The sequence below is a fragment of the Arthrobacter sp. UYCu712 genome (genome assembly GCF_040547005.1).
Classification (GTDB): domain Bacteria; phylum Actinomycetota; class Actinomycetes; order Actinomycetales; family Micrococcaceae; genus Arthrobacter.
In genome coordinates, this window is the sequence record NZ_JBEPOZ010000011.1 from 79,810 (window position 1) to 93,964 (window position 14,155).

Annotated in this window: 13 protein-coding genes; 10 read left to right on the forward strand and 3 right to left on the reverse strand. The window is 67.9% G+C overall.

Features of this window, described 5'->3' with window-relative positions; translation table 11 throughout:
- Positions 1-58: 58 nt before the first annotated feature.
- Positions 59-580 (reverse strand): MarR family winged helix-turn-helix transcriptional regulator, encoded by a 522-nt coding sequence (locus ABIB51_RS12690; RefSeq protein ID WP_502916124.1) that lies wholly within the window; start codon positions 578-580, stop codon positions 59-61.
- Positions 581-621: 41 nt separating this feature from the next.
- Between ABIB51_RS12690 and ABIB51_RS12695 the strand changes: the two genes are divergently transcribed.
- The 6 genes from ABIB51_RS12695 to dapF all read left to right on the forward strand — a co-directional run bounded on the left by ABIB51_RS12695 (position 622) and on the right by dapF (position 6,374).
- Positions 622-840 (forward strand): DUF3046 domain-containing protein, encoded by a 219-nt coding sequence (locus ABIB51_RS12695; protein ID WP_354188497.1) that lies wholly within the window; start codon positions 622-624, stop codon positions 838-840.
- Positions 841-1,085: 245 nt separating this feature from the next.
- On the forward strand, positions 1,086-2,138 hold the full coding sequence (gene recA, locus ABIB51_RS12700; protein WP_354188499.1) for a recombinase RecA: 1,053 nt from the start codon (positions 1,086-1,088) through the stop codon (positions 2,136-2,138).
- Between the two features lie 160 nt (positions 2,139-2,298).
- Complete coding sequence (locus tag ABIB51_RS12705) at positions 2,299-2,778, forward strand: regulatory protein RecX (RefSeq protein WP_354188613.1); 480 nt, start codon at positions 2,299-2,301, stop codon at positions 2,776-2,778.
- A 75-nt stretch (positions 2,779-2,853) separates the two neighbouring features.
- Positions 2,854-4,428: a tRNA (N6-isopentenyl adenosine(37)-C2)-methylthiotransferase MiaB gene (gene miaB, locus ABIB51_RS12710; protein ID WP_354188501.1), complete on the forward strand. Its 1,575-nt coding sequence runs from the start codon at positions 2,854-2,856 to the stop codon at positions 4,426-4,428.
- 79 nt (positions 4,429-4,507) lie between these two features.
- A complete protein-coding gene (miaA, locus tag ABIB51_RS12715; RefSeq protein WP_354188614.1) occupies positions 4,508-5,425 on the forward strand; it encodes a tRNA (adenosine(37)-N6)-dimethylallyltransferase MiaA in 918 nt (305 codons plus the stop codon).
- Positions 5,418-6,374, forward strand: a complete 957-nt coding sequence (dapF, locus tag ABIB51_RS12720; protein ID WP_354188503.1) for a diaminopimelate epimerase — start codon at positions 5,418-5,420, stop codon at positions 6,372-6,374. Before miaA ends, dapF begins: the two co-directional genes overlap by 8 nt.
- Here dapF and ABIB51_RS12725 read toward each other — a convergent pair.
- Positions 6,355-6,969 carry a class I SAM-dependent methyltransferase gene (locus tag ABIB51_RS12725; protein ID WP_354188505.1) on the reverse strand — a complete coding sequence of 205 codons (615 nt, stop codon included), beginning with the start codon at positions 6,967-6,969 and terminating at the stop codon, positions 6,355-6,357. The genes dapF and ABIB51_RS12725 overlap by 20 nt on opposite strands.
- A 521-nt stretch (positions 6,970-7,490) precedes the next feature.
- On the opposite strand from ABIB51_RS12725, the gene hflX reads away from it, so the two are divergent.
- Together hflX and ABIB51_RS12735 are read left to right on the forward strand one after the other, a co-directional pair.
- On the forward strand, positions 7,491-9,059 hold the full coding sequence (gene hflX, locus ABIB51_RS12730) for a GTPase HflX (protein ID WP_354188507.1): 1,569 nt from the start codon (positions 7,491-7,493) through the stop codon (positions 9,057-9,059).
- Complete coding sequence (locus tag ABIB51_RS12735; protein WP_354188509.1) at positions 9,052-11,211, forward strand: ATP-dependent DNA helicase; 2,160 nt, start codon at positions 9,052-9,054, stop codon at positions 11,209-11,211. Before hflX ends, ABIB51_RS12735 begins: the two co-directional genes overlap by 8 nt.
- Before the next feature lie 132 nt (positions 11,212-11,343).
- Here ABIB51_RS12735 and lexA read toward each other — a convergent pair whose 3' ends face one another.
- Entirely contained in the window at positions 11,344-12,093 is a 750-nt protein-coding gene (gene lexA, locus ABIB51_RS12740) for a transcriptional repressor LexA (RefSeq protein ID WP_354188511.1), read from the reverse strand.
- Between the two features lie 372 nt (positions 12,094-12,465).
- On the opposite strand from lexA, the gene ABIB51_RS12745 reads away from it, so the two are divergent.
- Together ABIB51_RS12745 and ABIB51_RS12750 are read left to right on the forward strand one after the other, a co-directional pair.
- Positions 12,466-12,918: a LysM peptidoglycan-binding domain-containing protein gene (locus ABIB51_RS12745; RefSeq protein ID WP_354188513.1), complete on the forward strand. Its 453-nt coding sequence runs from the start codon at positions 12,466-12,468 to the stop codon at positions 12,916-12,918.
- Between the two features lie 111 nt (positions 12,919-13,029).
- Positions 13,030-14,148, forward strand: a complete 1,119-nt coding sequence (locus ABIB51_RS12750; protein ID WP_354188515.1) for a histidinol-phosphate transaminase — start codon at positions 13,030-13,032, stop codon at positions 14,146-14,148.
- Positions 14,149-14,155 lie beyond the last annotated feature (7 nt).

The following is a 14,155-nucleotide window of genomic DNA, read 5'->3' on the forward strand; positions in this document are numbered from 1 at the left end:
TGTTGTGCCGGAAAAGTCGGCGGCGGGGCGCTGTGCCGGGTAGGAGCCCCAGCGGTCCTTACAGGGACTCGTCCCTGGGGAAACCGTCGCGCTCGTAGGTGGCGTTGAGCTTCGCCATCAGGGTGGCGAGGGCCTGCAGGTCCCCGGCCGGCCACTCCGAGAGCCGTTCACGGAAGACTTCGCGGCGGGCGTCCTGGACCTGGTGCATTTTCTCTTCGCCCTTGTCCGTCAGCCTGATCGACTGCGCCCGGCCATCGAGCGGATCGGCCTCCTTGGACACGAGGTCGAGGTTCTCAAGGAAAGCGATCTGGCGGCTCACGGAGGGCTTGCCGACGCCGATGCAGGACGCCAGTTCAGTGAGCCGGATGGGGCCCTGCCGGCGGATCACGGACAGCAAGCCGTACGCGGCAGGCTCCATGTCCGGATGAACCTGCCGGGACAGCTGCTGGGAGACCGAACGGGCCCGGCGCCAGAGCAGGCTCAGCTGGTGCTCGACGGCGTTGAGGGCAGCGTCGGCGGGATCCCCTGGGTCGCCCGGAATTCCTGCTGACGTACCGGTTTCCCCGGCTGGGTTGCTCATGGCAACCATTCTATGGTCCCGCACCGTGAGAGACTTTATTGGTGCGAATCAGTGACTTCTGGCGGCTTATGGACGACGAGTTCGGGGCAGGGTACTCCCGCGTCCTCAGCAGCTCGCTGGTCCTGGCCGGAGTGGGCGGACGCACGGCAGACCAGGCCCTCAGGGCCGGGATCCCGCCGCGGCAGGTATGGCTGGCCCTGTGCGTCGTCCAGGACGTGCCGCCAGAACGCCGGCTGGGCCGCGACGTCACACCGCGCTGATCCACCGCGGAGGCCCGCGGCGCTGACCCCTAGCGGAGGCGGCCGGCCGGGACGCTCCGCTGTTGACACGCCGCCGGATTGTTCGAATATCTGTTCGGGTGGGACTATGCTTTTTCCTAGACTGTTTCCACATACGCGGCGCCGCCGGCAACTCTGTCGGTGGGTGCAGGTAGCGTCAGTGAAGACAGATAACGGGCCGAGAAATACGGCCACTCCACAGCGAGAAAGCATTAGAGGTGTGAACCATGGCAGCAGCCCCGGATCGCCAGAAGGCGCTCGATGCAGCGCTTGCCCAGATTGACAAGCAGTTCGGCAAAGGCTCTGTCATGCGCCTGGGTGACGAAGTCCGGGCGCCCATCGAGGTCATCCCGACCGGTTCCATCGCGTTGGATGTAGCCCTGGGAATTGGCGGGCTGCCCCGCGGCCGGGTCGTTGAGATCTACGGCCCGGAATCCTCCGGTAAGACCACCGTCGCACTGCACGCGGTGGCGAACGCCCAGCGCCTGGGTGGCATCGCAGCCTTCATCGACGCCGAGCACGCGCTGGACCCGGAATATGCCGCCAAGCTGGGCGTCGACACCGACGCGCTCCTGGTTTCGCAGCCGGATACCGGCGAGCAGGCCCTGGAGATCATGGACATGCTGATCGGCTCGGGCTCCCTCGACGTCATCGTTATCGACTCCGTTGCCGCGCTGGTTCCCCGCGCCGAAATCGAAGGCGACATGGGCGACAGCCACGTCGGCCTGCAGGCGCGCCTCATGAGCCAGGCCCTGCGTAAGATCACCGGACGCCTGAGCCAGACCAAGACCACCGCCATCTTTATCAACCAGTTGCGCGAGAAAATCGGCGTGTTCTTCGGTTCTCCGGAAACCACCACCGGTGGTAAAGCCCTGAAGTTCTACGCGTCCATCCGCATCGACGTCCGCCGGATCCAGACCCTCAAGGAAGGTGCGGACTCGGTCGGTAACCGCACCAAGGCCAAGATCGTCAAGAACAAGATGGCCCCGCCCTTCAAGATCGCCGAATTCGACATCATCTACGGCCAGGGCATTTCCCGCGAGGGCGGCATCATCGACATGGGTGTCGAGCACGGTTTTATCAAGAAGTCCGGCTCGTGGTTCACCTACGACGGTGACCAGCTGGGCCAGGGCATGGAGAACTCGCGCCGCTTCCTGCGCGACAACCCCGAGCTTGCGGCCGAGCTCGAGCGTCTGATCAAGGAGAAGCTCGGCGTCGGCGTGAAGGCGCCGGTCGAGGCCGAAGCTTCACCGAAGCTGAAGGCCGTTGACGGCTTCTAACGGCGGACGGCGCAAGGGGGCAGGATTCCCGTCCCGGAATCCTGCCCCCGCCGTCGAGGATGGCGGCGCGGCCCACGGCGCGCCCCGCGAAGGGCGCCGCGGGCAAGGGGGGTCTCCGGAAGAGGACCTCGAAGCCGATCCGGCGGCGGTAGCGCGCACCATCGTGCTGCGGCAGCTGACTTCCTCACCCAAGAGCCGGCTCCAGCTCGCCCGCAAGCTGGCCGAGCGGAACGTCCCCGATGACGTCGCCGAAGCCGTGCTGGACCGCTTCGAGGAAGTCCGGCTCGTCGACGACGCGGAGTTCGCAGACATGTGGGTCCGCAGCCGGTCCCAAAGCCGGAAGCTTGCCAAGGGCGCCCTGCGGCGCGAACTCGCGGACAAAGGCATCGACGGCGACACTGCCGCTGTTGCCCTCGAGCAGCTCAGCGACGAGGCCGAGGAAGCCGCGGCCCGGGAGCTCGTCGAGCGTAAGCTCCGGGGAGCCACCGGGCTCGAGGACCGTGAGACGCGGGACAAGACCACACGCCGGCTGGCGTCCATGCTTGCCCGCAAGGGTTACCAGCCCTCGCAGGCCTTCCGGTTCGTGGGCGAGGTCGTCGCCGATGCGGCGGCCCGTGAGGACGCCGGCCCAGCCTACTGACCGGTCCAGGCTACTGACCGGGCTGCCGGCACCCGGTCCGGCGCGGCAACCGTGCCGACCCGTTACCCTTAACAGGTGAGTTTGACCATTCCCTCCCCAGCAGCCGGCACCACCCCTTCCACGGACGGGACGCCGGCCTCCGGCACCGCGCAGGCACCCGTCGCCGCGCAGCCCCGTACCTATCAGGTGCGTACTTTCGGCTGCCAGATGAACGTCCACGATTCCGAGCGGATGTCCGGGATGCTCGAAGCCGCCGGTTACGTTCCCGCGGCGGGGGAACTGGCCGACGTCGTGGTCTTCAACACCTGCGCGGTCCGGGAAAATGCGGACAACAAGCTGTACGGCAACCTCGGCATCCTCGCGCCGGTGAAAGCCGCCAACCCGGGCATGCAGATCGCCGTCGGAGGCTGCCTGGCGCAGAAGGACCGCGAAACCATCCTGAAGAAGGCGCCCTGGGTGGACGCCGTCTTCGGCACGCACAACGTCGGCGCCCTGCCTGCCCTGCTGGACCGGGCACGCCACAACAACGAGGCGCAGCTCGAGATCCTCGAGTCCCTCGACGTCTTCCCGTCCACGCTTCCCACCAAGCGTGACTCAGTCTACTCCGGCTGGGTCTCAATTTCCGTGGGCTGCAACAATACCTGCACGTTCTGCATCGTCCCGGCCCTGCGGGGCAAGGAAAAGGACCGCCGCCCCGGCGACATCCTCGCCGAGATCCAGGCCCTCGTCGACGACGGCGCCATCGAAGTGACGCTGCTGGGCCAGAACGTCAATTCCTACGGCGTCGAATTCGGCGACCGGCTGGCGTTCTCCAAGCTCCTGCGCGCCTGCGGGGACATCCCGGGCCTGGAACGCGTCCGCTTCACGAGCCCGCACCCGGCCGCCTTCACCGACGACGTCATCGACGCCATGGCCGAAACCCCCAACGTCATGCCCCAGCTGCATATGCCGCTGCAGTCCGGTTCGGACAAGGTCCTCAAGGACATGCGCCGTTCCTACCGCTCGACGAAGTTCCTCGGCATCTTGGACAAGGTGCGAGACAAGATCCCGCACGCCTCCATTTCGACGGACATCATCGTCGGATTCCCCGGCGAGACCGAGGAGGACTTCCAGGCCACCCTCGACGTTGTGGAGAAGTCGCGCTTCGCGACCGCCTTCACCTTCCAGTACTCCAAGCGGCCCGGCACACCGGCAGCGGACCTCCCGGACCAGCTACCCAAAGCCGTGGTCCAGGAACGCTTTGAACGACTCACCGCACTGCAGGACCGGATCGCCGCCGAGGAGAACGCCCGCCAGCTCGGCCGCCGCGTCGAGGTCATGGTCACGGCCCAGTCCGGCCGCAAAGCCGAGGAAACCCACCGGCTCTCCGGCCGTGCCCAGGACCAGCGGCTGGTGCATTTCTCGGTGCCTGCCGGCGCCGAGGTGCCGCGCCCCGGCGATCTCGTCACCGTGACCATCACCGAGGCGGCCTCCTTCCACCTCGTCGCCGATCCTGCGTCGGCGGACGACTACAGCCTCCGCCGCTCCCGCGCCGGCGACGCCTGGGACAGGTCCCAGGCCGACTCTTGCGGGGCGCCCGTCCCCGGCGCGGCCGCCGGCAAGACCGGCGTGTCCCTGGGCATGCCCACCCTTCCGGTCCGCGGCCGTTAACCCGGTGGCAGGTCCGCAGGACAGGCCCGCCGGCGGAACGCCGGACCCGCAATCCCGGACGGCACCCGGCGCGCCGCCGGTGATCGCCGTCGTCGGGCCCACGGGATCCGGCAAATCGGACCTTGCCGTCTCGCTGGCGCTGGAACTCAACGGCGAGGTCATCAACGCCGATTCGATGCAGTTCTACCGCGGCATGGACATCGGCACCGCGAAAATCACCGAGGCCGAACGCAGGGGAGTGCGGCACCACCTCCTCGACATCCTCGACGTGACCGAGGAAGCCAGCGTCTCGGAATTCCAGCAGCAGGCCCGCGCACTGATCGCCGACATCCACGCCCGCGGCAAACGGGCCATCCTGGCCGGCGGCTCCGGGCTCTACGTCCGTGCAGCATTGGATGTGCTGGAGTTCCCGGGTACCGACCCCGCCATCCGCAGCCGGCTCGAGGCGGAACTGGAATCCGGCGGCCCGGCTCCGTTGCGGGCACGGCTGGAGGCCGTGGATCCGGTGTCCGCGGGCCGGCTCGGCGACGCGCGGCGGATCATCCGCGCCCTGGAGGTGCGCGAACTCACCGGCCGGCCCTTCAGCTCCTTCATGCCCACCCGTGAGTACGTCCAGCCGGCCGTGCAGATCGGCCTCGACGTGGACCGCGAACTGCTCAGGGAACGGCTCGCCCGCCGCGTCCACGCCATGGTGGACCAGGGGCTGCTCGAAGAAGTCCGGCGGCTCGACGCCGCCGGCCTCCGACTCGGCAGGACCGCCCCGCGGGCCCTCGGCTACGCCCAGTTCCTCAAAGTCCTCGACGGCGAGGCCGACGCCGCGCAGGCAGCCGAGGACACGATCGTCGCGACCCGGCAGTTCGCCCGCCGCCAGCTGACCTGGTTCCGCGCCGATCCCCGGATCCGGTGGCTGGACTGGCGGGATCCAGGACTCGTGGCCAGCGCCGCCGCGCTGTGCCGCCCCGGCCATCCGGGACCGGTAATCTTGAATCATGGATGAAACCCTTGCCGCAGCCCTTGACCGAAACCCGGAAGCCGAGACCGCGGCCCTGAGCGGTCTCAAGTTTTCCAAAGGCCACGGCACCGGCAACGATTTTGTGCTCCTCGCCGACCCGAACGGCACCCTCTCGGTCACCCCGGAGCAGGTCGCAGCACTGTGCGACAGGCACCGCGGCATCGGCGGTGACGGGCTGATCCGGGCCGTCCCCTCCCGGCTGCTTCCCGAGGGCCAGGAGCTGCTCGCGGAGCACCCGGACGCCGAGTGGTTCATGGATTACCGCAACGGCGACGGCTCACTGTCCGAAATGTGCGGCAACGGTGTCCGCGTGTTTGTCCACTTCCTGATCGCGGAGGGCCTCGTCGAGCTGCCCGCTGGTGAATCCCTGACCATCGGCACCCGCGGCGGACCCAAGACGATCGTCCGCACCGCCGGCGGCTACGCCGTCGACATGGGCCCCTGGGAGTTCATTTTCCCGGGGGAGGCGACGGCGCGGGCCATGGATTCACTGGTCGGCGCGGCCGGACTGGAGGTCGCCCGGCCGGCCCTGTCCGTCAGCATGGGCAACCCGCACACCGTGGTGGCGCTGGCGGAACTGGCCGAACTGCAGGCCACGCAGCTGTTCGCCGCACCCCAGGTCGACCCCACCCCGCCGCACGGCACCAACGTCGAATTCGTCGTCCCGTCCGAACCCCTGGTCCACGAGGGCGTCGGAACCATCACCATGCGCGTCCATGAGCGGGGCGTGGGGGAGACCCAGTCCTGCGGCACGGGCGCCTGCGCGGCCGCGGTCGCCATCCGCCACTGGGCCGGCCAGGGCGCCCCGGACGCCTGGAGCGTCCACGTCCCGGGCGGCGTCGTCGGCGTGAAGTTTTTCCTCGGCGCGGAGGGCCACGAGCACGTCGAACTCAGCGGCCCGGCCGTGATCGTGGCTAGCGGGACGCTTTCCTGACCCGCAGGATGCGGAACGACTTCGACGTGCTCTCGCGCGTCACGGTGAAACTCCCGTCGAGCTCGGTGGCCAGCCAGCGCTGCAGCGAATCGGAGCCCAGGTTCTTCTGCACCACAAGCCACGCCGAGCCGCCCGGCGCCAACCGCGGCAGCCACAGGAGCAGCAGGGCATGGAGCTCATCCTTGCCGATCCGGATGGGCGGGTTGGACCAGATGGTGTCGAAGCGCAGCTCCGGATCGACGGCGTCGGGAGTGCTGGCCGTGACGTTTCCGAGCCCCAGCAGCGCCGCGTTCTCGTTCGTCAAGGTCGCACAGCGCTCGTTGACGTCCACCGCGTAGACGCGCGAATGCGGGGCCCGCAGCGCCAGGGTCAGGGCGATCGGACCCCAGCCGCAGCCGATGTCCAGGAGGTTTCCCTGCGGCGCCGGGGACGGGGCCTCGGCCAGCAACACGGCCGTTCCCTTGTCAATGCCGTCCGGGCTGAAGATACCCGAGGAGGTCTGCAGCCGGCGCGTCTCACCGGCAAGCTCCACGGTCAGTGGTTTGCGGCTGAACGGCCCGGCCGGCTGGGCGCTGAAATAGTGTGCAGACTCCATAACTGGCCAGATTAGTTGGCTGTCGGCCCGTATGGGAAACCGATGGAAACGGGCCGGCAGCCACCGGGCGGCAGCAGGTCAGCCGCCGGTCCGGGACAGGAAAGCGGTCTGCTAGGGTTTAATACATGATCTTGAACTTCAAGTAGCCGGCACGGGTCACATCCCGTCCCCGCAGCGACGCAGGTACTTACCTTCCGCTCAGCGCGCCCCCATTGGTGATCAGTGCAACGTTCTGCCCACCTGCCGGCGCCCGATCCCCTTGGAGTCCAGCAGTGCTCATCTGAGTCCGCTCACTGGACAGCCCGAAGACTGTCCAGTCGCAGTCGGGAGATGTCCGCCCGTGCCCCCGCAGATCTCTCCTCTTTCACCGCTCCCATCTGGAGCCCGCCCTGCCCCCGGCACAGCTGCCGCAGGCAACCCAGGAGGCCCGAATGACCGATAGTCGTCAGCCCAGCGCGAATACCGCCCCACACAGCACCGATCGGCACTATTCTGAAACTGCCGAACCTTCTAAGGAGACCATGACCAGCCAGCCCAACACCGGACCCGATTCAGCAGCCCAGGACATGAGTCCTGCCGAAATCCAGGCTGTCATCGACCGGATCCTCTCGAAGGACACCCCTGCCCGCAAGGCGGCACCGGGCGCCGGCGAACCCAAGTCGGTGCTCGGCAAGGCCCAGGCCATTTCCCGGCAGGACGAGGACTTCACCAACTACGACGGCGACCAGCAGGACCTCGCGGAACGGCACGCCCTGCGCCGCACCGCCGGCCTGTCCACCGAACTCGAAGACGTCACCGAAGTTGAATACCGGCAGTTGCGCCTCGAACGCGTTGTCCTCGCCGGGCTCTGGACCGAAGGCACCCTTGCCGACGCCGAGAACTCGCTGCGCGAACTCGCAGCACTCGCGGAGACTGCCGGCTCGGAAGTGCTCGACGGCATCGTCCAGCGCCGGGCGAAGCCCGACCCGGGCACCTTCCTCGGCTCCGGCAAGGCGCAGGAACTCAAGGACATCGTGATGTCCACCGGCGCGGACACCGTTGTGGTCGACGCCGAACTGGCTCCGTCCCAGCGGCGCGGCCTGGAAGACATCGTCAAGGTCAAAGTCATTGACCGCACGGCCCTGATTCTGGACATTTTCGCCCAGCACGCCAAGAGCCGCGAGGGCAAGGCGCAGGTGGAACTGGCGCAGCTCGAATACCTGCTCCCGCGCCTGCGAGGCTGGGGCGAGTCGATGTCGCGCCAGGCCGGTGGCCAGGTGGGCGGTGCCGGCGCCGGCATGGGTTCGCGGGGTCCCGGTGAAACCAAGATCGAACTGGACCGCCGCCGGATCCGCACCCGGATGGCCAAGCTGCGGCGCGAGATTGCTGCAATGAAACCGGCCCGGGAAACCAAACGCGCCAACCGGCGTCGTAACGCCGTGCCCTCGGTGGCAATCGCCGGCTACACCAACGCCGGAAAGTCATCACTGCTGAACCGGCTCACCGACGCCGGGGTGCTCGTGGAGAACGCCCTGTTCGCCACGCTGGATCCGACGGTCCGCAAGGCCGAAACCTCGGACGGGCTGGGCTACACCCTTGCCGACACAGTGGGCTTCGTCCGTTCGCTGCCCACCCAGCTCGTGGAGGCCTTCCGCTCCACCCTGGAAGAAGTGGCGGACGCGGACCTGATCCTGCACGTCGTCGACGTCTCACACCCGGATCCGGAAGGCCAGATCGCCGCCGTCCGCGCCGTCTTCAGCGAGGTCGATGCGCGCAAGGTGCCGGAAATCATCGTCCTGAACAAGGCCGACGCCGCCGATCCGTTCGTGATCGAACGGCTCAAGCAGCGCGAACCGCGCCACATTGTGGTGTCGGCACGCACCGGGGAAGGCATCCCGGAACTGCTGCAGGCCATCAGCGAAGGCATTCCGCGGCCCAGCGTGAAACTGGAACTGATGATCCCGTACAACCGCGGGGACCTGCTCAGCAAACTGCACGAGACCGACGCCGAGATCCTCAGCCTCGACCATGTGGAAACCGGCACCCGCGCCGTCGTGATGGTGCGCGAGGGCCTGGCCGCTGAACTGGATTCGTTCATCAGCAATGACTAAGGCAGCGGCAACCGGAGCGGCCACCGACGCGGCCCGCCCGGCGGGGGAGGACCCGGAAGGGGACACTTCCCGCGACGAGACACCAGCCGCGCAGGTTCCGGCCGCAAAGAACCGCCCGGCCGGCGGGGAGTTCGTGATCGAACTCCTCGACCGGGCGGTTTCCGGCATGGGCGGCCAGAGCCGCACGGGCCAGCACGAAATGGCCCGGCAGGTCGCCCGCGCCATCGACACCGGCGACCACCTCCTGGTCCAGGCCGGCACCGGCACAGGAAAGTCACTGGCCTACCTGATCCCGCTGATCGCGCACTCGCTCGTCAGTGACAAGCCCACCCTCGTCTCCACCGCCACCCTGGCCCTGCAGACCCAGATCGTGGGCCGAGACCTGCCCCGGCTGCTCAAGACCATCACCCCTGCCCTGGAGCGCCCGGTCAAGGTCGCCCTCGTCAAGGGCCGGTCCAATTACGTCTGCCGCCACAAGCTCGAGGGCGGCTTCCCCTCGGAAGAACCCTCAGAGGGCCAGCTCTTCTCCCTCGGCGAGGACACGTCCGTGCCGCACTTTGCCGCGGCCATGGGCGGCCCGTCCTCCCAGTTCGGCAAGGAAGTCGTCCGGCTCCGCGAGTGGGCCGAGCAAACCGCCTCGGGGGACCGTGACGAGCTCATGCCCGGTGTGACGGACCGCGCCTGGCGCCAGGTCTCCGTCACGTCGATGGAATGCCTCGGCGCGCAGAAATGCCCCCTCGCCGCGGAATGCTTCAGCGAACTGGCCCGGCAGAACGCCGCCGACGCCGACGTCGTCGTCACCAACCACGCCATGCTGGCCGTCAGCGCCTTCGAAGGACTCGCCGTGCTGCCCGAGTACGACGTCGTGGTGGTCGATGAGGCGCACGAGCTGCAGGACCGCGTTACCGGAGCCGTGTCCGGACAGCTCTCCGTCGCGATGGTGCACGTCGCCGCGTCCGGGGCCCGGAAGCACACCGGCATCACCGTGGACGCGCTCAACAACGCCGCGGCCAACCTCGAACTTGCCATAGAAGGCGTCCCCAGCGGGCTGATGCCCAACGGGCTCAACAGCGAACAGCTGGACTGCGTGGACCAGCTGCGTGACGCCTGCCGCGCAGCCCTCTCCGATTCCAAGGGCGACAGCGCCACCACCGCCGATGGCGGACGCCAGCTGGCGCGCTCCCGCCTTATGGTCATCCTGGAACTCTGCGAACGGCTGCTGGCCGCCCGCGAAAACCGCGAGGTGGTCTGGTTCTCCCGGAACAGCACGTTCGATCCGGCGCAGGGTTACGCCCAGCCCGACGAGTCCGCTCCGGCCCTGATCAATGTGGCCCCGCTGAGCGTCGCCGGGAGGCTCCGCGAGGGCCTGTTCGCGGACCACACCGTCATCCTGACCTCGGCGACCCTCGCGATCGGCTCGGCCTTCGAGCCCGCCGCGGGCGGACTCGGCCTGGTCGGTCCGGGCGCACCCAGCTGGACCGGGGTGGACGTCGGGTCGCCCTTCGAATATCCCAAGCAGGGCATCCTCTATGTAGCCAAGCACCTGCCCAAGCCAGGCCGCGGCACGTCCCCGGAAGCCCTCGACGAGCTGGAAAAACTGATCAGGGCCTCCGGCGGCGGGGCACTGTGCCTGTTCTCGTCCCGCCGGGCGGCCGAGGACGCCGCGGAGGCGATGCGGCCCCGGCTGGACATGAGCATCCTGTGCCAGGGGGATTCAACCATGACGGCGCTTGTCCGCCAGTTCGCCGATGAACCGGACACGTGCCTGTTCGGCACCATGTCGCTGTGGCAGGGCGTCGACGTTCCCGGGGACTCCTGCCGGCTGGTGGTCATCGACCGGATTCCGTTCCCGCGGCCGGATGATCCGCTCATGACGGCACGCTCCCGGGCAGTGGCCCAGGCCGGCGGCAACGGGTTCATGAGCGTCTCGGCAACGCATGCCGCGATCCGGCTGGCCCAGGGGGCCGGACGGCTGATCCGGTCGACGTCGGACAAGGGGGTGGTGGCGGTGCTGGATTCGCGCCTGTCCACGGAACGCTACGGGGGATTCCTCCGTGCGGCGCTGCCGCCGTTCTGGCCCACGACCGATCCCGCCGTCGCCTTCGCTGCCCTGGAGCGGCGCGCCAAGGAATCGGCACAGTCCGCCACGTAGGCAGCCAGGCACGCGAGTAAGTACGCAGGGGAGCCAGGCGGGAGCCCGAAAAGCAAAAGGTCCCCGTCCGGAGCACCCGGCGGGGACCTTGGCTTCAGGAGTTGGCGGCCCAGGTGTTCGTGGCCGCAACCGTCAGAGGGAGCGCAGGACCGAAACGACCTTGCCCATGATGACGGCGTGGTCGCCCAGGATCGGCTCGTACTGCGTGTTCTGCGGCAGCAGCCAGGTGTGGCCGTCCCGCTGGCGGAAGGTCTTCACCGTCGCCTCGTCGTCCAGGAGCGCGGCCACAATGTCACCGTTCACGGCGTCACCCTGCCGGCGCACCACCACCCAGTCGCCGTCGCAGATGGCGGCATCGATCATCGAGTCGCCCGCCACCTTGAGCATAAAGAGTTCGCCGTGGCCCACCAGCTGGCGCGGCAGCGGCATGATGTCCTCCACCACCTGGTCCGCGAGGATCGGACCGCCGGCCGCGATCCGGCCCACCAGCGGCACCATCGCAGTATCGGTGGCGCTGGCCAGTTCCGAGACGGAGAGTCCGCCGACGGCACGCAGTCCGCTGGACTTCTCGACGCCGGAAACCTTGGTGCTGCCCTCATCAAGGGTCAGCGGCATCAGCACTTCCATGGCGCGTGGACGTTTGGGGTCCCTCCGCAGGTAGCCGAGCTTCTCGAGCTGGGACAGCTGGTGGGTCACGCTGGAAAGGCTCGCCAGACCCACGGTGTCGCCGATCTCGCGCATCGAGGGAGGGTAGCCGTTGTCCGTCACCGAACGCTGGATGGTTTCCAGGATCTTCTTCTGCCGCACGGTCAGGCTCTTGGGAGGCCTGGCGGACTGCGGGCTCCGCTGGGATGCCCTGCCGCCGGTGGCTTGTGCTGCCATGTTCGCCAATGCCTTTCGATTCCGCCCGGCTGCCGTGAAGGCAGTTATCGGGCCCTTCCGGCCTGAATGTCAGACCCTGCTGATCAACTATTGATGACCGACTGCAGAAGTGGTTGTCCTGTGACTCAAACGTAGGCCAGCCGCACACCATTTTCAAACATTTGTTCTAGCGAGTCTCGACAATGTTCGTCAATAGGTGCTAAAACTGGAGGAGTGAAGTTCGAATATGTGTTCGAACATTGCGGATCGGATGAAAGCATTGCAGTCCGATGAGAGCGAAACATTCGGTTCTATGTTCGAAGATCGGGCCGGTTGGCGGCAAGTACGTGGAGTACGCCGGGCGGCACAGTATGGTCCAGGAGGGCTCAGTTCATGTCAGCATCAAGCGCGTTTCACGACACATTCGGCCACGGCGCGGCCGGTGGCTACGGCAAGTCCCTGCCCCGCGCCTCCTTCGGCAAGGCAGCCTCCCCCAAAGGGGCTGCCTCCGGCCGGGGCTCCCGCCCCAAGCAGGCGCCGCTCCGTCTGACCAGGCGGGGCCGGTTTGTGTTCTTCGGCGTGCCGCTCATCCTGCTGGCCGCCTTGATCCTTTCGCTCGGCGGCTTCCTGAATGCGCCGGCCAAGGCCTCAGAGTCCGCCTCCGAGCTGTCGGTCACCCCCACCGTCTCCGTCACGGTGCAGCCCGGGGAATCGCTGTGGGCCATCGCCGGAACCGTGGCCCCCGAGCGCGACCCCCGCGACGTTGTCGCCGACATCGTCCAGCTCAACAACCTCGACGCCGCCCGCGTCCGGCCCGGCCAGACGCTCTTCGTCCCGGTGAAGTAGCACCGCCGGCGCCCGAGAGCCACGGATCACGCGGCCGCCACGGCGCCCACGTTTCCCGGTCCAGGGCGTCACAGTTTCAAGGCCCGCCGACGTCTCACTTAAACTAGTGAAGTGACTGACCAGTTAGAGCGACTGAACCGACTTCCCCTCCGGACGAATCTGCGGGGCATGAGCCCCTACGGCGCGCCGCAGCTGGACGTCCCCATCCTGCTCAACGTCAACGAGAACACCCACGGTGTCCCGGCCGACGTGCAGGAAGCCATCTCGAAGGCTGTCACTGAGGCAGCCGCCGGCCTGAACCGCTACCCGGACCGGGAATTTACTGAGCTGCGTGAAGCGCTGGCCGAATACCTCGGCCACGGGCTGGGCGCGGAAAACCTCTGGGCCGCCAACGGCTCCAACGAGGTACTCCAGCAGATCCTGCAGGCCTTCGGCGGACCCGGGCGCACCGCACTGGGCTTCCCTCCCACCTACTCCATGTACCCCTTGCTCGCCGCGGGCACGGACACCGGATACGTTGTGGGCGTGCGCGCCGGCGACTACGGGCTGAGCGCGGAATCGGCGGCGCGGCAGGTCCGTGAGCTCCAGCCCAACGTCGTCTTCCTCTGCTCGCCGAACAATCCCACGGGCACGGGCCTCGGGCTCGACGTCGTGGAAGCCGTGTACGAGGCCGGCGAAGCCAGCCAGACCATCGTGATCGTCGACGAGGCGTACCACGAGTTCGCCCACGACGGCACGCCGAGCGCGCTCGAACTGCTCCCGGGCCGCGAACGGCTGATCGTCTCGCGCACCATGAGCAAAGCCTTCGCGCTGGCCGGCGCGCGCCTCGGTTACATGGCGGCGGCGCCCGAGGTGGCCGACGCGTTGCGGCTGGTCCGGCTGCCCTACCACCTCTCGGCCGTCACCCAGGCAACTGCCCTTGCCGCCCTGCACCACCGTGTGGCGCTCATGGCCGACGTCGAGGACATCAAACGCCAGCGGGACAGGATCGTTTCCGAGCTGCAGCGGATGGGCCTCAAGCCGTCGGCCTCGGATTCGAACTACGTCTTCTTCGGCGGCGTCGAGGATCCGCATGCGGTCTGGAAGGGCCTGCTGGAGGCCGGAGTGCTCATCCGGGACGTCGGCATCCCCGGCCACCTGCGCGTCACAGCCGGCACTGAGACGGAAACCACAGCGTTCCTCGTGGCCCTCGAACGGATCCTGGGCGGCCCCGCGGAACTGCGGGCCTAGACTTAAG